Genomic DNA, 20,362 nt, shown 5'->3' with positions numbered 1-20,362 from the left:
GGATTTCTCACTTGTATTCGATCAATACCGCTTTGCCGGCACCGAATCTGTTCAATAGGAACTTCACCTGCCCGAGCATCTCGGGAAACTTGCCAAGCACCAGGAACACGGCCTGCAGCCAGTTTTCGCGCGCCGACCTGACACCCCGGCGTGCCAGACGCACGGCCTGCAGCGGGTAGATCAACAGCAGCAACAGCCCCCACCCTCCGAGCCATGCACTGGCCGCAATGATCGCCAACGGGATCGCCAACCCCCAGATCCAGATACGGCGTGACTCTCGCTGCCAATGTCGCTCTGGCGCAGCCCCATGCAAAAAGGCACCTTCGGCAAAGGCATAGCCGCCACGCAAACTGCGCTGCCACCACTGGCCAAAGCGGGTCATGGCGGCGTCGTGCAGGGTCATCTCCTCGGGCAAACGCCAGATCTTCCAGCCCGCTGCGCGCAGCCGCACACACAATTCAGGCTCTTCTCCGGCAATAAGACTGGCGCGATACCCGGACACGGCGGCAAAGGCATCCGCGCGCATCAGCGCATCACCGCCACAGGCCTTGGCCTCTCCAATCGGCGTGTCCCACTCCAGATCACACAGCAGGTTGTATACCGAACGTTGCGGAAAACGCTCGCGGCGACGACCACACACCACCGCGACCGCGGGATGCGCATAAAGAAATGCTTGTGCCTTGGGCAACCAGCCAGCGGCCACCTCGCAATCACCATCGACAAACTGCACATGGCGCATCGTCGGCAACAGACGTTGCAAACGGGCAAAGCCTTCGTTGCGCGCACGTGCTGCGGTGAACGGGCGCGTCATATCCAGCGCCAGCACCTCGACGCCGCGCTGGCGTGCCATCTGCACCGAACCATCCACCGAACCTGAGTCGACGTAAACGACCTTATCCGCGCTACCCTCCAGCGAAGCCAGGCAGCGTTCAAGCCGCTGGCCTTCGTTACGACCGATAACCACAACGCCAATGCCTTTCACCATGGGCCTCACTCGCGACGATCAACTGGCTGACTCAGGTGTATTCCATTACTTCAGTGGGCTTTCTCACCTTTATAGTCGCTGGCACGCCAACGGCCAGTGAATTGTCCGGCACATCGATCAATACCACCGCGTTGGAGCCGATAATCACATTGTTGCCAATGCGAATATTGCCCAGCACCTTGGCGCCAGCGCCGATATCCACGTTGTTGCCGATTACCGGTGCGGTGGGTTCATCGACATTCTTCAGGCCGACCACTACGCCGTTGCGAATACGACAGTCATCACCGAATTGCGCATAGCCGCTGATAACGATGCCGCCAAAATGGTCGATAACGAAGTTGCGGCCGACCACCACCTCACAGGGCAATTCCACTCCCGTGACGATTTGCACCAGTTTGAACAGCACTTTGTAGACGAAGGAGAACAGCTTGCGCAGCAACGCCGGACGCACGCCGTAGCGCCAGCGTCCAAAGCGATACACCAGCATGACCCAGAAGCCCTGAGCGCCCCAATCGCCACGGTATGCACGCAAGTCCGCACGTATGTTTTCGAACATGAATTCACCTACCTTGTCGGTTGGCTAGCGAAGCGGGTATCGAACAACAGCGACCAGGTGGCACGGGTATGCTGCCAACATGCCCTGATGGCCGCCCGGCCTCGCCCTTTCAATAGCGCCTTGAGTGCCAGCAACAGATCCCCCAGGCACACCAGCAACATATGCAAGGCCAGCCCTGGCACGCCATGATGTTTGCGGAAATACAAGAGTTCGCTTTCGATCTGGTAGTTCGATATCTGGCGGCTGGCCGCCTCCAGTTCGGCAACCGACTTGGAGCTTTCGCCACCAATGTGCACGACCGTGGTATGCGGGTAGAACACCACTTTCCAGCCGGCTTCTTTCACGCGTTTACAGTGGTCTACCTCCTCGTAATAGAGGAAGTAACGCGGGTCAAACAGGCCAACCTGATCAAGCACTTCCCGACGCACCAGGTAGAAGCAGCCTGGCAGCCAGTCGCACTCCCGGACCGCATCATGATCCCAGGTCATCTCGTCGACCATTTTCAGCCAAGGGAAAAAGCGCCTGAGCCCGGTGCGGGCAACAAACACGTTCAACGGCGTTGGAAAGTAGCGGCAGCTGGGTTGCAGATCGCCCTCGCGCCCTACCAGGCGAACGCCCAGGACACCGCAATCAGGGTGGGCGTCCATATATTCGATGGTTTTGCCCAGGCTGTCGGCGGCCACAAAGGAATCGGTATTGAGCAACAGCGCGTACTTGCCTTGCAGGTGTTCAAGCAATTGATTGTTGGCACGACCAAAGCCGACGTTTTTTGCATTGCTCAGTAACTTCGCCTCAGGGCATACCTTGGCCAGGCACTCCAGCGAGTTGTCGACCGAGGCGTTGTCCACCACCAGATAGCTGGCAAGCTGTTCGCTATCGGCCTGGCGCAGCGCGTCAAACATCGGCTGCAACAAGGCTGCGGTATTGAAGTTGACCACCAGCACGTCGACGGGCTTGCTAACCATTGTTTCCGTCCCCGAAAAAATACTGGCGCCTTGCCGCCGCCAGTGTCGGTTCCAGCTCAGGGTCATAGGCGCCATTGCGCTGTTTGATCAGGTCCATCCACGGATAAGCAGTGCAACGTGCTTCAATCCTGTTGACCAGCTCTTCGGTTGTACAAATGACCTTTGCCGGATTGCCCCCGACCACGGTGCCAGGCGGCACATCTTTAGTGACTACAGCGCCAGCGGCGACAATCGAATCAGGCCCGATGGTCACGCGCGGCATGACAATCGCACCATGCCCGATATAACAATTGTCGCGGATATCGATGTAACCGACCGAGTCGAGGTGCTTGCCGTAGCGTGCCTCAATCAAGGCCACCACCGCGTCGTGCCCGAACAGTGAACAATCCGACAACCCCACATAACTGCCGATACGCACGAGCGTAGGGTCGGTTATGTTGCAGCCGCTACTGATATGTACATGCTGGCCGACAGAATGAAACTTTCCCCATCGGCTTAAATACACGCCCCACTCGCACGCATTCGGGTTGCACAACTTCCTGTAAAGTGGACTGCCACGCCCGGTTGAGTTGACGTAATAGGTTATTGCGCTCCTTATCCATCCAAACATTCTGCGACCCTCGCACGTGAAGCTACTTTGGACTATCCCTGAGTCGAATCCGGTCTCGTTCTTGTTGGTGCTGACCGGATTGCACTCGTCACTTTCATCTTGTCATTCAGGTGATCCGCCAACCGCAAGGCAAACTGCAGCAGTGGCATCGTCGGGTTGGAGGCGCCGCCCTTGGCAAAAATGCTGCTGCCGGCAACGTAAAGGTTTTCAGTGCCGAACACCTTGCAGTTGGCATCGACCACACCGGACTCCGCCGAGGCCGCCATCCGCGTGGTCCCCATATGGTGGGCATGCGGTGCTATTTTCAGTGGCACGGCGGTGTCATAGACGTAATCGTTGAGCTTGACGAAACCCAGCCCCGCTTCGGCAAACTGCTTGGCGATTTCACCGCCGATGCACTTGATGGTGTGCCTGTCGTCGGGGCTCAAGGCCCAATTGACATTGACCTTGGCGACACCCAGCGGGTCTTTTTCGTCCAGCAGCGAGATACGACTTTGCACGTTGGGAAATTGCTCGAGCATCGTGCTGATAACGCCGTCCCCCGGGCAACTGAACTTGGCAATGAATTCAATTTTGCTGGCGACGCCCATTTCACAGGCGAGGTTTTCAAGAAAGTGTTTGACCTCGGCGGTTCGGCCGTAAGTGCGCACATCCGACAGCACCGAAGTGGCGACATTACCTTTACCCGAACGGTACTCCGCGACAAAGGCATCGGTGGTGTAATACTCGCGCGGCTCGGTACCCTGCCCTTCTTTCAATATGAAGGTGCCCATATCGATATTCAGGTGTTCCATGAAACAGCCGCCCACCAGACCGTTGCGATTGACGATACCGGCTGCCAGCAGCGACTCACTGTTGAGTAATTGCCGGGCATTCTCGATGGCGCCCGTGGCCAGGATGAAATGACCTGCCACCAGTCGCTCACGGTGCAGGTCGTAATCCGACACCAGCGCAGCCACCAGGCGCCCTGAAGCCTGATCGAACTCAAGATCGACACAGTTGCAATTGATAAAGACATCAAGCCCCGGCGTCTCGTTGAGTGCCGCTGCATACTTTTGCGCAAAACGCGTCGGCGGGCTGAGCAGGAAACGGTCAGCATCGAACTCGCCGCCCTGCAAACCGGTGTTGCGCGCCTGAAAGCTTGCCCCTTGCGGAAGGTCGACGATATCCATCGCCGCCGGCAGATAGCGCTCGATTTCCGCGTACGGAATGGGCCAACCGGGCAGGTTGCCAGGTGGCGAGACGGCGAAGTCGGAAGGCTCGAACGGACGGCAGCGCCCTGCCCAGTGATTGGACGTGCCGCCCAGATAGCGCAAGCGCGTTTCCTCGGCGTACATCTCAAGGCCTGTCGATGTGCAGGCGTAGAATGCTTGTGACCGCGGTGAGTACTCGTGCCCTCCGCCCTCGATCAGAACCACGCTCCACCCGGCCCGGGCCAGTTGCAGGGCCAGGGTGATGCCGGCCGGACCGGCGCCGACGATGCAAAAGTCGTAGCCGCTGCGCAGTTCTTTTTGCGCCTGGTAGTCCTTGATCATGTCGGCTCTTTCCGGAAGTACTCAGAAGGCAACACCCAACCATTGATCACGACAAACCCGGTCTTCTCGGCAGGTTTGCGTGCAGCGACTGCAGAGAAGCCGAACAGCGCCCCGCCAACGCCCAGCACCACAAAACTACCCAGAAAGCCCCTGCGACCTAATAGTGGAGTACAAAACTGCAGCTTCCCCATGATCCCAAGACCTATGCCATTTGTCGTTTTTAGAGGAATAACCGGACACGCGTCAAAGCCAGTTGAAAAAGCTCGTTGCCAGCGCACCGCACAACGCCCCGACGGCCACGACCGGGAGCACCGCAAGCTCGCGCTTGAGGTCGAAAATGCCTAGCTTGCGGTTGACGTACACAATCAGTACAAGGGTCGGGAACGTATGCAGGGCCACCCCCCAAATCGCATAGTTCACGCCACCAATGGCTAACAATAACGGTAGCAGCCCCCATAACGAGACGAGGCGAATAATGTTGTCGATCGCCTGGTATTTCGTCAGTCCCATGGCAAGCCAGACCTGGTGCGCCAAGGTATAACGCAAAACCAGGAATGACAGCGACAATATCGCAAGGATAGTGCCCGCATCGGCATACCGCTCATCGTACATCCAGCCAATGAGCATCGGGCTTGCGGTCAGCAGCGCACCGCAGGCAAACAGCGAGACCAGGTCAACCAGCAACTTGAAGCGCATGTACAGCGCCTTCAGGCGTTCACTGTCGCCCTCTCTGGCGGCTTCGCTGAAGGCCGGCAGGGCCACGGCGCCGAACAGCTTCATCAGGCCGGTCTGGATCGAACCGAGAATCAGCACGGCAATCGAGTACACGCCCAACTGCGCTGCGGTCATGCTGGCACCGAACCAGATGCGGTCGCCGTACATGGCCAACACGCCCACGACCGACGACACCAGGATCCAGCGACCAAAATTGACCAGCTCGGTCAGTGCCGAACGATCCCACTGCAGGTGGTTACGCGGTCCCTGCAGCGCCACATGGCCAAGGACAGTGCTGGCCAGGGACGCCAACACGCTCGCGATCACCAGCGACCAGATCGAGCGGGTGAAATAGCCGATCAGCAACATCACCACCAATCCGACGACCTGCGACGTCAGATCGATCAGCACCACGCGCTTCTGTTGGAAAGTTCGCACAGCGACATCTATCTTTGTCGACTGGAAGCCGAAAATGATTGCCGATATGCCGGTGATCGCCAGCACCAACGGCAGTTCCGGTGCGGCATAAGTGGAGCCCGCAGGCCACAGGTTAGCGAGCTGGGCAAGCCAGGAACCGAGGGCCAGCAGCAGGGTCAGGGAAAACAGCACAAAGCCGCGGATGATCTGCACCGTCCAGGCGGTATTGAGGAACAGCGGATCGTCGCCACGTCGACTCTGGATAATGTTCTGGCGTAAACCGACATCCGATAGCAGGTGCAGGAGTACGGACACCGTGGTGGCAATGACCATCACCCCGAACATTTCCGGTACCAGCAAGCGGGCAATGATCAGGTTGCCGCCCAAGCGAAGGACTTGCGATAGCACCAGCGACAACACGTTCCAGGCTCCGGCCCAGATTGCACGCCTTTTGAGGCTCACCGGTGCTGACACATCAATCGACGGCATGACATCAATCTCTGACTGAATGGCTAGAAGTCACTATAGTTTCAATTAGCCATGATGCTAGCCGTCATCCACCAAGGGACAGGTGCCCATCGCCAATGCCTGAACATTTTCGTGCGCTTATCGTCATTCTGTTTCTGGCTGGCATCGTGTTCATCCTTGCGCGCCGGCCAGCCACAGACCTGATTCCGTACCGCGACTTCAAGCGGCGACGTAACCTGTGGTTCGCTGTAACCCTGCTGGCCTTTTTCTCCCACAGCTTCTGGCTGTACGCCGGCGCCATGACGATCATGCTGACGCTCGCAGGACGACGCGAACACAACCCCATGGCGCTGTTCTTCCTGCTGCTTTTCGCTATTCCGCCGGCGTCAGTACAGATTCCCGGCTTCGGGCCAATCAACTATCTGTTCGAACTCAACCACATTCGCATACTGACACTGTCTGTGTTGCTCCCCGCGGCCCTGTACTTGAGCAAACAGGCTGACACCCTGGCCTTCGGCCGCACCTGGTCCGACAAGCTGTTGGCTGCCGGCCTGGTGCTGATGAACCTGCTGTACCTGCGCGAAACCACCCTCACCGACACCTTGCGCCAGACGCTCTATCTCTACGTCGACGTGTTCCTGCCGTATTACGTCGCCAGCCGGGCACTGAGGGATCTGAGTGATTTCAAGGACGCCCTGCTGGCCTTCGTGCTCGCCGCGTTCGTCCTGGCGATCATTGGCGTCGCCGAGTTCACCCGCCACTGGTTGCTGTACAACGCTCTGACCGACGCCATGGGCGTGCAATGGGGCATGTCCAACTACCTGAGCCGTGGCAACTCATTGCGCGCCAGCGCCACAACCGGCCAGGCCATTGCCTTGGGTTACGTCATCAGCGTGGCGATCGGCTTTTTCCTCTTCGTCCAGGGCTACGTACGCAGTCGCTGGCAGCGTTATCTCGGCGCCCTGCTGCTGTTTGCCGGGCTGATAGCGCCGCTGTCGCGCGGCCCGTGGATCGGTGCTGTGATCATCGTTGCGGCGTTCATCGCCACCGGCAGGGGCGCAGTCAGACGCCTTACCCTGCTTGCCCTCGCAGGTGTGCTGGCGATTCCCTTGCTGACCCTGGCCCCCGGTGGGGAAAAGGTCCTCGACCTGCTGCCCTTCGTTGGCAACCTGGAAAAAGAAAACATCACCTACCGCCAGCGTCTGCTCGACAACTCGTGGATCGTCATCCAGCGCAATCCTTTGTTCGGCTCGTTCGATTATCGCAACACCCCTGAAATGCTATCGATGATCCAAGGCCAGGGCATCATCGACATCGTCAATACCTACGTGAGCCTGGCGCTGCGTACCGGCCTGGTCGGGCTGACGCTCTTCGTGACGTTCTTTCTCAGCGTATTGCTGGGGATCCGCAAGGCAATGCGCGCGTTCCCCGACAGGGACGATGAACAGCGACAACTCGGGCGGGCGCTACTGGCAACGCTGGTCGGGATCATGGTGATCATCTTTACCGTCAGCAGCATCACCGTGATTCCCGTGGTGTACTGGTCGGTCGCCGGTGTGGGCGCGGCCTATGTGCAGATGGTCCGCAGGCTCAGGTATACCCAGAGCGAAAACCTTCTCCATACCGGACTTCAACCCAGGTAATGTCAATGACCTCACGTGCTCTGCGCCCCTTCCTGCGGGCTTCGGCATTCGTTTGCCTGGCCATCTTGCCGCTGGCCAGCGGGGCAAGCGACTGGACCGTCAGTGTAGAAGAGCAAAATGGCCTTCCGGTGCTGACCCGCGGTGGTGGTCCGGCGATGGTTTCCAGATTCGACTTCTGGGCTGCCGACTGGGGCTGGACGGGTTTTCCCACTGAGTTCAAGGTTAATGCGCCCTACCGCTATACGCTGTCGGGCAGCAACAAAAGCCTGGACTTCGATCTGCAGGCCGATATCCAGCAGCAGTCATCACAGACATTGACCTGGACCTTCGACCTCAATGCACACAGCCAGAAGTCGAACGTTGAGGGCGGCGGCATCGTTTTCCAGTTCGATCCGGAGCTGATTGCCGGGGAAATGGGTGATCCTGTGCTGTTACCCGACAATCGCGGCTGGTCGTGGGGGAAAAGCCAGGGCCGGCGCCTCGAGATGCGCTTCGAGCCGGCGCTGGCGAAGGTGTATTTCGAGCAAGGCAACAGCGCACAAGTGCGTGCGTTCTTCTACAAGGGCTCCATCCCTGCCGGTCGCCAGCAGGTCAAAGCGGTGTTGAACCTGACCGGTGACATTGCCCTGGGCCAGACCCCGAGTGAACGTTTCGGCCTGGCAGACCCCACCACATGGCCCGACGGCCAGCTCGACTGGCGAACCTCGCCGGTCGATCTGTCATTTCTCAATGCGCCAGAAAAACCGGCCGGCAAGCGCGGCTTCGTCAAAGCCGCCGGCGAACAGCTGTTGTTTGCCGATAACACCCCGGCACGCTTCTGGGGCACCAACGTGTCCGCGTATGCGATCTTCAACACTTCCGACGAAGAGATCAGGCAACAGGCCAAACGCCTGTCGGCACTGGGCTTCAATCTCGTGCGCCTGCACCACCATGACTCGCCGTGGGTCAGCCCGAACATGTTTGGCAAGGCTGACGCCATCGAGGACACCCAACAGCTGAGCGCTGCATCGCTGAAGAAAATCGACTGGTGGATCAAGTGCCTCAAAGACGAAGGCATTTATGTATGGCTCGACATGCATGTGGAACGCGCCCTGACTGCCAACGACAACATCTACGCGTTCCAGGAGTTGCCACAGGACCAGGGCAGGGCCGGCCTCAAAGGCTATGCCTATGTGAACATCACGCTCCAGCAGGCCATGAAGCGCTTTGCCGAGGATTACCTGACCCATGTAAACGCTTTCACTGGCCTTGCCTATAACGACGATCCGGCGATAGCGGCGGTATTGATCACCAACGAAAACGACATCACCCAGCACTTTGGCAATATCCTGTTGCCGGACAAGGATGTACCCAAGCACAGCAAACTCTACATGGATGAGGCCAGGGCCTTCGCCAATCGTCACAACCTGCCGGCCGGACAAACCTGGCGGGCCTGGGAGTATGGCCCGTCGAAACTGTTTCTCAACGATCTGGAGCGGCGCTTCAACGTCGATATGATCGAGCACCTGCGCAGTATCGGGGTGAAGGTACCCATCGCCACCACCAGCACCTGGGGTGGTAACGGGCTGAGTGCCTTGCCAGCTCTCACTGCAGGCGATGTGATCGACGCCCACAGCTACGGCGGCGCAGGCCAGCTGGAGAAGAACCCGCTGACCAGCGACAGCATGATCAACTGGCTCGCCGCGGGCCAGGTCGTGGGCAAGCCACTGACTGTCACCGAGTGGAACACCGAACCCTTCCCCACCCCCGACCGCCATTCTCTGCCGCTGTATGTTGCCGGTACCGCCAGCCACCAGGGCTGGGATGCGCTGATGCAGTATGCCTACAGCCAGCAAGCCTTCGACGCCGGGTGGATAAGGACGGGCAACTGGAACGCCTACAACGACCCGGCGATGATCGCCACCCTCCCCGCTGCGGCCTTGCTGTACCGTCGCGCCGATGTCCACGAAGCCACCACCCGCTATGTCTTCGCGCCGACACCCGACACCCTGTTCAACCAACCGATCACCGCGAACAACTCGGTGCTGCTGCGTACCGCCATCGAAAAAGGCAAACTGCAAATCGCCATGCCCGAAACAACCGAGCTGCCGTGGCTACAGCCAGGCACCAACACCCCACAAGCGCAGGTGTTGCATGACCCGGGTCAGTCGCTGCTGGACGTCGGCGCCAGCGAGTCCACCAGCGACACCGGTGAGCTCAAGCGCAACTGGCAACAAGGCCTCTACACCATCGACACGCCACTGACCCAAGCCGCCACCGGCTGGCTGGGTGGCAAATCGATCAGTCTTGCCGACATTCAGGTCCAGGTGAAAACCGCCTACGCCAGTGTCGTGGTGCAAAGCCTTGACGCAAAGCCGCTCAGCCAATCGCGGGAGCTGCTGATATCGCTGGGTACCCGGGCGGTGCCGAAAGCGGATGACATGACGCCTTTTAATGTCGAACCCCTGGAAGGCAGCTTGAGCATCAAAGCGCCTGCTGGCTTGAAACTGTTCGGCTACCAGGCACGCGGGCCAATGAAAGAGCTTGCCGCGACCTACCAGGATGGCCGTTACCTGATCGCCTTCGACGGCAAGCAAATGTCCAACTGGCTGTTCTTGAAATAGGCCATTTCGCCTTCTACAGTCAAAACTGACCGCACCGTTCGCGCACCAACAGATGCCAGGAGGTTTGGATGAAGTTTTTGGTTGTCGGCGGCGCAGGCTATATCGGTTCGCACATGGTCAAGCACCTTTCAGGTGCCGGTCATGACGTGGTGGTCGCCGATAACTCTCCCACTCGACGCAATGTCAGATGGGTCGAACTGGACATCGCTGACGGTCGAGCCCTGGATACCCTGTTCGCCGAATATCAGTTTGATGCGGTGCTGCACTTCGCCTCCTTTATAGAAGTGGGCGAGTCTGTCGCTGACCCTGGCAAGTACTACCAGAACAACGTGGCGGCGACGCTGACACTGCTGCAGGCCATGGTGCGAGCAGGCATCAACCAGCTGATTTTTTCCTCGAGCGCCGCCGTCTACGGCAGCCCGCAGTATGTGCCGATCGGCGAAGATCATCCCAAGGCTGCGATCAACCCCTATGGACGCAGCAAGTGGATGGTGGAACAGATACTCGAAGACTTCGACCGTGCATACGGGCTGAAATCAGTCTGCTTGCGCTACTTCAATGCCGCCGGAGCAGACCCTGAGGGAGAGTTGGGCGAATGCCATGAACCAGAAACCCACCTGCTGCCTTTGATCTTGCAGGCCGCTTCCGGGCGGCGCAACGATGTCACTGTTTTTGGCCGTGATTACGACACACCCGACGGCACCTGTATTCGTGACTATGTCCACGTTGCCGACCTGGTTTCGGCACACTCACTGGCCGTGGACTATCTAGTGGCGGGCGGCGCAAGCACGGCGTTCAACCTGGGCAATGGCCTGGGGTTTTCTGTACAGCAAGTGATCGATGCCGCCTGTGCCGTGACCGGTCGCCAGATCATCACCCATGACGCCCCGCGCCGCGCTGGGGACCCGCCACGGCTTGTGGCGGATGCCAGCAAGGCCAAGGCGGTGCTGGGCTGGCAGCCGCAATTTGCATCGCTCGAACAGATCGTGAGCCATGCCTGGCACTGGGAACAGCAGTATCCCTGGCACTAGTAACTGTCTGTTACTCGGTTAACTGTGGGAGCTGGCCTTGCCGGCGATGCAGACGCCGCGCAACACCTGACTCCGCGGCGATCCTATCGCCGGCAAAGCCGACTCCCACAAAGACAGTTGAACCCAATGGTTGTAGCTTTTACCCACCCCTACCTAATAGTAAGAGCGCGGTTGCGGCCCCGCCTTGTTCAATACCGTACCGATCAGATTGGCCGTCGCCAGATGGTACATGCAGTCTTCGATCTCTTTCTTGTTGTTCGCACCGTTAGCCACCACCAGCAGCACACAGTCGAACTTGGGCAGTACGTTGATGGCGTCGTCGGAACTCAACAACGGTGGCAAATCGAAAATGCAGATACGCGAATCGTAGCGCTCGCGCAGCTCGCTGATCAGGTTGCTGACCTTGGGGGATGACAGCAGCTCGGTGGAGAGCGGAATGGGTTCGCGTGTCGGCAGCACCACAAAGCGTGGCAATGTCGGGTTGACCATGACTTCTTCCAACCCGGCCTTGTTGGACAGCAGCTCATTGAGCGACTTTTCCATCGACAGGCCCAGGCTGGCGCCGACTCTTGGCCGACGCAAGTCAAAATCCACCAGCAACGCCGTCTTGGTGGTGTGATGGGCAATACTCATTGCCAGGTTGATGGCCAACACCGTCTTGCCCGCTTCCGGCGTTGGCGAGGTAATAGCGAGCGTGCGCCAGCCATTCTCTTCCATCGTCTGCAGCACCTGCGTGCGCAGCAGGTCGAACGACGTACTCAGGTTCGAGTTCTTGTTGTAAGCCACAATCCGATGGCGTTCCAGGTGCTCTGCGCGCAACGGCACGACCCTGGTTTGCACATAATCGAACTGACCGGGTACTTCCGGTTGCCCGGCCGGCGGCGGAGCGTCCGCTGCCGGCGAGGCATCCGGGTTGACCTGATGAATATTCTTTCCAAAAACCGAGGTGATCCTGTCCATCACTGCTTTCCCTATTCAAATCTAGCCATAGCTTTAAATAGCAGAAGATCCAAAGGCATGTAGAACACGTGCACCAACACCAACAGAATAGCCATCAGCACCAGGCCGGCGAGGAGCAGCAGCATTCGCCACTTCTTGCGCTGCGCCAGGTCTGCCTGTGTAGGAATATAGGGAATGGCCACCAGTACGCGCCGGCCCACCACGCTCTCCAGGGCCCCTACACCGCGCACGCGCTGATTCAACAATTCCAGGAGCATCACCAGCGCTGCACCACCGGCTGGCGCCAGTACCAGGCCCAGCGCAGCAATTTTCTTGCGGTTCGGTTTCTCCGGTTTCTCCGGCATCATCGGCGGCTCCAGCAGCACAAAGCGTTCGGCTTTGTTCTCCTGTTCCAGGCTTTCGGTAATCTTCGCCCCCATTTCCTTGGCGCGGATTTCCTCGTACTTCTTGCGGGCGTTGTCGTGATCACGCATCAAGGTGACCAGGCCGCGCTCGACTTGCGGCGCTTCAAGAATTTCCGCCTCGTAGCCTTCCATCTTCTTCACCAGTTCGCGCTTTTGCTCGGCCAGTGAAGCGATACGTTCCTGCGCAGCGCCAATCCGGGTACGGACCCGGGCAACGTCCAGGCTTTCGCTAGACGCCGGAGCGCCACGTACGCCGGAGGCTTCGAGCGCCTGAATCTTGCGTTTGACGGCGACCACATCCGGGTGCGCGTCGGTGTATCGGGTCAGCAGTCTGGTGTACTCGGCCTTGAGGCTGGGCAAGTCCTGAAGCTGATCCGCAGTGGATTTGGCACCTTCTGCCTTGGAGGTCAGTCCGGCATTGGCAGCAGACAACTCAAGCTCAAGATAACGCAGCTCTTCCTGCGCCGTTTTGTAGTCGCGGTCGACTTCCCTGAACTCCAGTTCCGAACGTGACAACATCCCCATGCGCAACGCTTGATGCTCGGGCAAGGCGTTAGCATGGGTTTGCTTGAAGTCGGCCAGCTGGTTTTCCAGGCTGGCCAGCTCGGCGCCCAGCTTGTTCGCTTCCTGCGTCAGGAACACGGTGGTTTCGCTGGCACGCTCGGTGCGCTGCTTGATGTTCTCATTGAGAAACAGCGTGACCAGTTCGTTGGCCACCTCTTTGGCAACCTCCGGGCGCTTGTGCTCAAACGACACGTTGAAGGCAACCGTCGCCTCGCCACGCCCTTTGATGAAGGTACTGAGGGTGGCCACAACAATGGAATTGCGCATCAGGTCGATCTTGTCGAACTCGCTGAAGCGCCCGCCCTTGTCGGCAAACAGGTTGTACTTGTCGATGATCCGTAGCAGGTTCTCGCGGGTCATTACCCGCTGGCGAATGACTTCAATACGTTCATCGGCATAACTGTTGTTGTTCGCCGACACCAGCTCCGGGGAAATCTGCTGCGACTCCACCAGAATGGTGCCGGTCGACTGATAGATCGGCGGAACGGTAACCGCGACCACCGCGGTCACCGCAAGAATGACCACGATACTTACCCCCAACAGCAGGGCCCGGTCCTTGATAATGGCTATGTAATCGTTGAGGGACAGCTCGTATTCAGATTTCATAGGGGCCACTCTGCCGAAGTTCAGAGGTCGGGAAATCTATAGGTCAGGGTCATACCAATGATCGTGCCTACAGCATCTGGCAAACCGTCTTGCTGGCGTTCCTTGTACATCAACGATAGGCGCAGATCGCAAAAAGGCGAAAGTTCTCGACTCGCCCAGGCGCCGTAAGTTTGCAACGTGTTTGGCGTTTGCCCTTTACTGTCTTGCCAGGCCGCATCAAGGCCGACACGACTGGTCTCGTTGACCGCGTAGCTCCAGCCACCGCGCACCGAATCGACCTCGGTGAAACCACCCTCGGCGCTGGCGACAGTGCTACGTTCGGCATCGAGACTCAGACCGGTTCGCTCACCCGTGTAGTAAAGAGAAAGCCCGCCCTCCCCGCGGCGACCACCACCGTCGCCGGAGACTTCATTGACGCCCAGGTGCACATCGCCCTGCAGACGCTCGGAGAACTGGTACTTCAACCCGACTACCGGGGTGTAGCTGTTCGAGGCGCTCGCCAGGGTTTCATCCTCCGGCTCATAGCGCTTGGCACCAATGCCGGTGTACAGATCGGTACGCTCACTCCAGGCGTAGGTCCAGGTCAGAACAGTCGCAAGCTCTTCATAATCGGTGAGCGTATCGATGTCGTAGCTGGCGCTGGAGTACTTGGTTTCGTTGGACAACGTGCTGCGCTCAGTCAGCGCGCGATTCCAGTTCCCTGTCAGCACATACAGCTTCTGCGTGCCATCGGTGGTGGTGACCACGCCGGTGTCCTGAACAGCAGAAGACAGTGTCGAACTTTCATTGTATTGCGCCGACAGACCATAACCGCCCGTTTCGGTCTCTCGCTGCCAACCCAGAATCACATTGGGGTCCTCACGGTTATCGACGACATCCGTGTCAGACGAGCGCAACACACGCACCCCGAGACCCAAGCGCAACTGGTCGCGATCGAAGGTGCCGACGAGGCTGTAGTCGGGGGCGATGATCGTACGCGTCACACCCTCCTCCCCAGACGTCAAGAGCAACGGGTTGCTGTCGTATTCGACAGTTGTCGGCAAGGCTGCCGAGGACTGCCAGGTGGAGGCTTGGACCATGCCCGAATACGGCAGGATCAAGAATGCTGTGGCAACACCGGTTATTCGCAATAGAGGCACTGTAATTCTTATTAGGTCAGGCAAGTTAAGGTACGACCAGCGTATCGCCGGCCTGGAGCTGGATATTGGTAGACATATCGCGCCCGGAAATCAAATCTTTATAGTGCACGGGCATTATCTTTTGTGTATCGCCTGTGCCACGGACCACCTTGATTTCACTTACGTCCGCGAATTTGTCCAGACCTCCTGACATGCTCAGTGCTTGCAACACCGCCGTGGGGCCTGCCATTTGCACCGCACCTGGCTTGGCCACTTTGCCCTGGACAAAGAGCAGATTGCCGGCGGCATTTTTGACGACAACACTGACCGTCGGATCGGAGATGAATTTTTCAAGTTTGGCAGCGATTTTCTGTTCGACGGCGGTGGCATCGAGCCCTGCAACATCAATGCGCCCTGCCAACGGGAAGGTGATACTGCCATCGGGAAGCACGCTGACCTCCCCTTGCAGCTTTTCATCACCCCAGACGGAAATAGACACCACGTCGCCGGGATTGAGCAGATAAGGGGAATTTTTTTCGATCGCGTTGCCAGCACCAGACCAGACCACCAGCACGCAGAGCACAGAAGTCATCAAACGTAGCATGAGGATCCCTCCGGCCAAGCGGCCAAATGAGCACTAATTGAGAACAGCACACAAACTCTCGCTCTCTTCGCAGCCCTACAACCCGCTGCGCTGGCTTCGATCTTCCGCGAAGCCGGTACCGCGTCCTTCGATCAGCGCGCCCGACGGCGACAGACCAATGGAATATAGCAATGGCTTGAGAATAAACAAGCCGCTAGCAGATACCGCGGCACTGTATTAATACAATAGTATTAATCGTGATACTCATTAACTTCGCTTACACTTTTCGTCTGTTGGCGACCGCAATAAAACCAATCACTGCAAACGCAAAAAGCCAGCCCGCCGTGCCGATTGGCACGACACTTGTTTTATTAACATAAGAATCGGCGGCCCCCGCCGCACCACTCATAAGCACCAACAGAAAAATCGACTTGATCAACAGTGTCGAGCGCATAATCCCCTCCAGAAAGGCCTGGTATAAAAAAGAAACCAACAGCGTGCGGCGGGTGAAAGATTCTTGCGTTGTTGAGTTGAGCTTATGAGCACAATGACACTACGTCAACGATCCGACACCATAATAAATCTCAATGGGAAGCGCCGTTTCGCGTCAAAATGCCGTCAGCGGATTTATTCAGTCTCGGGCCCATTTGGCCAAGCGCTCTAGACCGCCATTCTTCAGTGAATGCTGGGGATATCCGGTCTGTTGACGGGCGAAAAAAACGCCCATCCTCCCCCCCGAAATTCGCTTGATGAAGGCGACAGGTAACCGACGCCAGCACGAACCTGGCGCCGAAAACGAGAAAGGGTGTTTCAACGCTGAGAAATCAAATACGAATATTTCTGCTTCGTACCAGACGTATAGCCTCGGGATTCAAGTGTGCGCGGCTATAGCGGAAACAGATCCAGCGTGCGCTCAACTTCTTCAATATCGATTTTGAAGCCATCGCCTTCCGGCGTTCCGACCACAAAGCCGAAGTGCTGATTGTCGCGGTCTGTGAGGAACTTGTAGTAGCTGACAAAACGGTTCGGCGGCTGCAGTACCAACAACGCCCCACCCGGCTGCAGTACATTGACACCATGTACCAACTGGCTCCCCTCCACCCCCATCACGACTCGCGCCCCGGCACAGGTCGCGACAATGGTCGGAACATCCGTTCTCAACGGGTCGAGAATGCGAAACCCGCGGGTTTTGTGCAAATGCTCGGCAATTGCGATTTCATTGCGCAATAAACGTAAGTCGCCATCCCCGCCGCGAAGAATGAATACACCAGGGTGAGAGGCGTAGCTCACGTGCGAGAGCAGTTTTTCCCCCATTGCGCGGTAACGTAAATGTCGGCTGCGGTTGTTGCTCAAGTCATCGAACAGCACCAGCTCGCGAAAGAACGCACTGTTCAAGCGAACCGGCTTCATGCCGAGCCAGTTCTCATAGGCGGGCGCCTGGGAAAAGATCGGAAACCTGGCGGATGGCGCGGTGGTCACCGGCACCCCTTCGTTGCAGGCCAGTGCGTAGGTCACGCAGTCTTCCATCAACCATGTACCAAACCAGGTATTGCCATTTTGCGTGCAATAAGCGGCCCCACGCTCGATCTCGGTGTCCACAACGATGCGTGGAAGCTTGGTGGGGTTCAGCGACAACCACAGGCTGGCGTTGCCCTTGTACAGGGCTCCATCGATCAGCCAGACGTCCTTTATCAGGTGGCCGCGTGTCGCGCCATGCTCCATCCTCAGGCGCCCGTGCATGGTACGGGCAGGATGCTCGAACGGAAAAAAACGCGCCTCCCATGCACTGACGCGCTCCAACTGGCCGGGCAGAAAAAAAGCCGGGGGCGAAATCGTTGTTTCACCTGGGGCAATTTCCCAGCTTTTCGCCGCCACATTTTTCAGGTTGATTTCCGCTTTGCGTGCAAACAGTTTTCTCGCCATGAATTTATAGGCGGAAAGTGAGATTCTTTTTTGTTTTCCAGCGCTCGACGCACTGAAATTCGAAAGATTACTTTCCATGAAGATCACTCCCCTCAAGGCACGGTCAATCGACAGGCGCACAGCGCCCGCGTTGACCTCGACCCTGAATATTGCTTAGTTGGAAGGAATCCGTTCCATCAATGGCGGGGACTGCAAGTTGGCGTAACGACTTCGCAGCGTTTCCACAAACAGCTCACCCGAACTTTTACCACCGTAGAGATAAATTTTGTGCAATCCGCCAAACACCATTTCGTGATAACGGTCGGCAACTTCGTCATCACTTGCGCCGTCCGGCAAACCCAGATGGAGCGTCAACTTGTCGCCTTCAACAGCAAATAGCGGCGTGTCCCACAAGAACTTGGCCGTGCCTGTCTTTGGCAACCGCACAAACATATAAGCGTGATTGCCCAACGAATCGATATCGCCGCCGCGCCGCCGTTTCCACTTCAACAGCCCGTCATCCGGACGTGCCAGACAAAGGCCTATGTCGTAATAGTCAAAACCATTTTCCACGGCCCACTCCAGGGCCATGTAAGTGTTGATCGAGTTGGCTTCTTTGAGTTTTTTCGCATCTGAAAAAACCGCTTCGCAATAGCCAAAACGCAGGGTGCTCCAGTAGCGTTTTGTACCCCGCGTGATTTCACAGCCAAGGTGACAGCCAACCACCTCATCCCCCTGCATGATCAGGTCGAGCCGGCCAACGGTCTTGGCCAGGCGAAACACCGTCTCGGTGGAAAACTGTGCCGCATGCTCACCTTGCCTGGCCGTGGCATAGGCGCGCAGCAGGTGTTTGTCGGCCATCGCAATCTCTTCATCCGACAGCGCCTGTTTCATCCAGTACAGCGGGCGGTGCTTGCGGATGCTTCGACGCAGCTCGCTGTCGTAGCGGGCAGTGATCTCTTCCAGGGAGCGCCCCAGCAGCGGTACCACAGCACTCAGATAGTGAGGGACACTCAAGGCCCCGGAGGTTGGCATCTCACTGACCACCACCACATGACTCGATTCGGCCGGTACCGCCTGATCGGGCGCCACAGGCGAATCCCTCAGCGACTTCCCGCCGATGAGCACCTTGGCCACATCCCGGTACTGCTTGCGGCCGACATACAGAATTTCGAACGGGCTTTCCTGCTGCAGCCGGAACCTTGCGATCTCCCAGCGCCAGAAGCACGCGCGCCCGAGAATATCGTGCAACTTGTTTAACGCAGTTCTGATCTCATAACGCATTGCCGGTGATACATGCTTTCGGACAACTGCCACCAAATTCGCTTTCATTTCTTCGTCCTGTGAATTGTTGCCTGGTGGCAGATCAGTAAAGCATCAAGTAGCACCCGAATAGATATTCTTGAACGACATGTGCCCATAACGAGCGATCCGACTCGTTCACATTCAGTAACAATTAAAGGTGCTGGGTAGCGACTTTGCAAGCCGAATGTTGAGGGTCTGCGCATGTATTTTATGGCGCCAATTTTCCTTCGGAGCAGGCGTAGAGCGGTGAGCGCGCTTGTCCCACGGCTACGGGCTGGCGTCACATTGTATACGTGGGTGTGTATGGTTCCCCGACTCCAGCGCGGGCACACAGCCGCGTCACAAGTCGGTAACGTAAGGACGGGGCAGGCGCTGCCTGACACCTGCCTGTGGCGGGCATTCAGGCCCCGGTCCGGATGGACCTGATTGAATACCCTCAGCATGGAAAGGATGGTTTTGCTAACCAGGGAGGGACTACTGGCGAGTTGCGCGCAGGCAACTTATTCATCTGCCTGCACGCTTCGGAGCAAAACTACGAGTAGTACTTCAGAACAAGCTTGGCCAGGTCAAGGTACCTCTCCATCGCCGTTTCGCGGGACATGCCCGTTAGAGCCCCCCACCCCTCTTTTTTTATATCGGCGTCATCATCTTTGTAATTCAACGGATCGTAGCCGGTGTCCATCCCTTGTTTATAATTCCCGTACTTTTCCTGCTTGAAATGCATCCAGAAGAGTGCCCGATATGCCTTAATTGGCCTGAATTTCAGTCCCCTAAGATTGTCTATGGCCTGACGGTATTCTGCTTCGATTGTAGAATCTATGGTCATGGTGAGGCTCCTTGGCGAAGTTGTTGTCACATTCACTTCAGGTGCGGTTTGCGCGCTACTTCCTCATCGCAACCATTTTCGGGACAGCCCCCAATCAAGTCGCGAATTGATGTCGCACTCGATATTACTCAGTGCCTCAATCACATTACTGAGTCGCGGCACAACGCATAACTGGCAAAAATGATAGGTAGTTCTCGTGGGGCAATCCTGCTCCTACATTTCGGGGGCTATAACATGGGCCACATCCTCGACCAGCGCCTTGGCCATCCCGCTCAGGTAATGTGCCGCCCACACCAGCGTGTAGTCCTGATCGACCGCGGCTTGCAAGGTGAGCTTGTGGACGCAACTCATCAGCACGGTGGATTGCTCCAGCGCATAGCCCAGATCATGCCCTGCAGTGGTGTGGAACAAACGATCCTCGACTCGCCCGCCGATGCCTTCGCCGAAACTGCCGATGCCACAGGTTTTGAGCAGCCCGATGTTGTCTTTCGATTCTTTCCTGTCTGTCATCACCACGTCCTCATACCCGCCCCACAGTACAGTGGGAGCGGGCTTGCCCCGCGAAGG

General features: G+C 57.7%; 19 protein-coding genes. 3 read left to right on the top strand and 16 right to left on the bottom strand.

The features are described 5' to 3' along the window. Positions 1-7: 7 nt before the first annotated feature. From ACVI9W_RS24335 to ACVI9W_RS24305, 7 genes are read right to left on the bottom strand one after another with little or no spacing between them, the layout of a single operon-like run. Positions 8-985, bottom strand: coding sequence for a glycosyltransferase family 2 protein (locus ACVI9W_RS24335; RefSeq protein WP_461531540.1), 978 nt, complete (start codon positions 983-985; stop codon positions 8-10). Between the two features lie 31 nt (positions 986-1,016). Continuing rightward, positions 1,017-1,541 carry a serine O-acetyltransferase gene (locus ACVI9W_RS24330; protein WP_038610507.1) on the bottom strand — a complete coding sequence of 175 codons (525 nt, stop codon included), beginning with the start codon at positions 1,539-1,541 and terminating at the stop codon, positions 1,017-1,019. Positions 1,542-1,549: 8 nt separating this feature from the next. After that, positions 1,550-2,506 carry a glycosyltransferase family 2 protein gene (locus tag ACVI9W_RS24325; protein ID WP_461531539.1) on the bottom strand — a complete coding sequence of 319 codons (957 nt, stop codon included), beginning with the start codon at positions 2,504-2,506 and terminating at the stop codon, positions 1,550-1,552. Further along, a complete protein-coding gene (locus ACVI9W_RS24320; RefSeq protein ID WP_038616570.1) occupies positions 2,499-3,116 on the bottom strand; it encodes an acyltransferase in 618 nt (205 codons plus the stop codon). The genes ACVI9W_RS24325 and ACVI9W_RS24320 overlap by 8 nt, the downstream gene beginning before the upstream one ends. A 32-nt stretch (positions 3,117-3,148) precedes the next feature. Then, a complete protein-coding gene (locus tag ACVI9W_RS24315; protein ID WP_461531538.1) occupies positions 3,149-4,651 on the bottom strand; it encodes an FAD-dependent oxidoreductase in 1,503 nt (500 codons plus the stop codon). Continuing rightward, a complete protein-coding gene (locus ACVI9W_RS24310) occupies positions 4,648-4,842 on the bottom strand; it encodes a hypothetical protein (protein WP_461531537.1) in 195 nt (64 codons plus the stop codon). Before ACVI9W_RS24310 ends, ACVI9W_RS24315 begins: the two co-directional genes overlap by 4 nt. 52 nt (positions 4,843-4,894) lie before the next feature. Beyond that, positions 4,895-6,271 (bottom strand): oligosaccharide flippase family protein, encoded by a 1,377-nt coding sequence (locus ACVI9W_RS24305; RefSeq protein WP_461531536.1) that lies wholly within the window; start codon positions 6,269-6,271, stop codon positions 4,895-4,897. Positions 6,272-6,366: 95 nt separating this feature from the next. Between ACVI9W_RS24305 and ACVI9W_RS24300 the strand changes: the two genes are divergently transcribed. From ACVI9W_RS24300 to galE, 3 genes are all read left to right on the top strand, one after another. After that, positions 6,367-7,893 (top strand): O-antigen ligase family protein, encoded by a 1,527-nt coding sequence (locus ACVI9W_RS24300; protein ID WP_461531535.1) that lies wholly within the window; start codon positions 6,367-6,369, stop codon positions 7,891-7,893. A 5-nt stretch (positions 7,894-7,898) separates the two neighbouring features. Beyond that, positions 7,899-10,496 (top strand): glycoside hydrolase 5 family protein, encoded by a 2,598-nt coding sequence (locus tag ACVI9W_RS24295; RefSeq protein ID WP_461531534.1) that lies wholly within the window; start codon positions 7,899-7,901, stop codon positions 10,494-10,496. 68 nt (positions 10,497-10,564) lie between these two features. Further along, the gene (gene galE / locus ACVI9W_RS24290) at positions 10,565-11,527 is read left to right on the top strand and encodes a UDP-glucose 4-epimerase GalE (protein WP_461531533.1); all 963 of its coding nucleotides are present in this window, start codon (positions 10,565-10,567) and stop codon (positions 11,525-11,527) included. A 153-nt stretch (positions 11,528-11,680) separates the two neighbouring features. Here the strand turns inward: galE and ACVI9W_RS24285 are convergent, their stop codons facing one another. The 9 genes from ACVI9W_RS24285 to ACVI9W_RS24245 form a co-directional block, all read right to left on the bottom strand. Beyond that, positions 11,681-12,487 (bottom strand): CpsD/CapB family tyrosine-protein kinase, encoded by an 807-nt coding sequence (locus ACVI9W_RS24285; RefSeq protein ID WP_461531532.1) that lies wholly within the window; start codon positions 12,485-12,487, stop codon positions 11,681-11,683. A gap of 11 nt (positions 12,488-12,498) precedes the next feature. Continuing rightward, positions 12,499-14,061, bottom strand: coding sequence for a GumC family protein (locus tag ACVI9W_RS24280; RefSeq protein WP_461531531.1), 1,563 nt, complete (start codon positions 14,059-14,061; stop codon positions 12,499-12,501). Between the two features lie 20 nt (positions 14,062-14,081). Further along, positions 14,082-15,200 (bottom strand): hypothetical protein, encoded by a 1,119-nt coding sequence (locus ACVI9W_RS24275; RefSeq protein WP_461531530.1) that lies wholly within the window; start codon positions 15,198-15,200, stop codon positions 14,082-14,084. 25 nt (positions 15,201-15,225) lie between these two features. Continuing rightward, a complete protein-coding gene (locus ACVI9W_RS24270; RefSeq protein ID WP_461531529.1) occupies positions 15,226-15,783 on the bottom strand; it encodes a polysaccharide biosynthesis/export family protein in 558 nt (185 codons plus the stop codon). A gap of 256 nt (positions 15,784-16,039) precedes the next feature. Continuing rightward, a complete protein-coding gene (eppA, locus tag ACVI9W_RS24265; RefSeq protein WP_191831747.1) occupies positions 16,040-16,216 on the bottom strand; it encodes an EPS-associated small membrane protein EppA in 177 nt (58 codons plus the stop codon). 431 nt (positions 16,217-16,647) lie between these two features. Continuing rightward, positions 16,648-17,763 carry a glycosyltransferase family 61 protein gene (locus ACVI9W_RS24260; protein ID WP_461531528.1) on the bottom strand — a complete coding sequence of 372 codons (1,116 nt, stop codon included), beginning with the start codon at positions 17,761-17,763 and terminating at the stop codon, positions 16,648-16,650. Positions 17,764-17,838: 75 nt separating this feature from the next. Continuing rightward, the gene (locus ACVI9W_RS24255; RefSeq protein ID WP_461531527.1) at positions 17,839-18,996 is read right to left on the bottom strand and encodes a hypothetical protein; all 1,158 of its coding nucleotides are present in this window, start codon (positions 18,994-18,996) and stop codon (positions 17,839-17,841) included. A gap of 505 nt (positions 18,997-19,501) precedes the next feature. Beyond that, positions 19,502-19,795, bottom strand: a complete 294-nt coding sequence (locus ACVI9W_RS24250) for an acyl-CoA-binding protein (protein WP_461531526.1) — start codon at positions 19,793-19,795, stop codon at positions 19,502-19,504. A gap of 213 nt (positions 19,796-20,008) precedes the next feature. After that, positions 20,009-20,305: a DUF3077 domain-containing protein gene (locus tag ACVI9W_RS24245; protein ID WP_461531525.1), complete on the bottom strand. Its 297-nt coding sequence runs from the start codon at positions 20,303-20,305 to the stop codon at positions 20,009-20,011. Positions 20,306-20,362: the final 57 nt, after the last annotated feature.

It is taken from the genome of Pseudomonas sp. 210_17 TE3656, from assembly GCF_054821965.1.
This window is presented reverse-complemented; position numbering and strand designations above follow the sequence as displayed.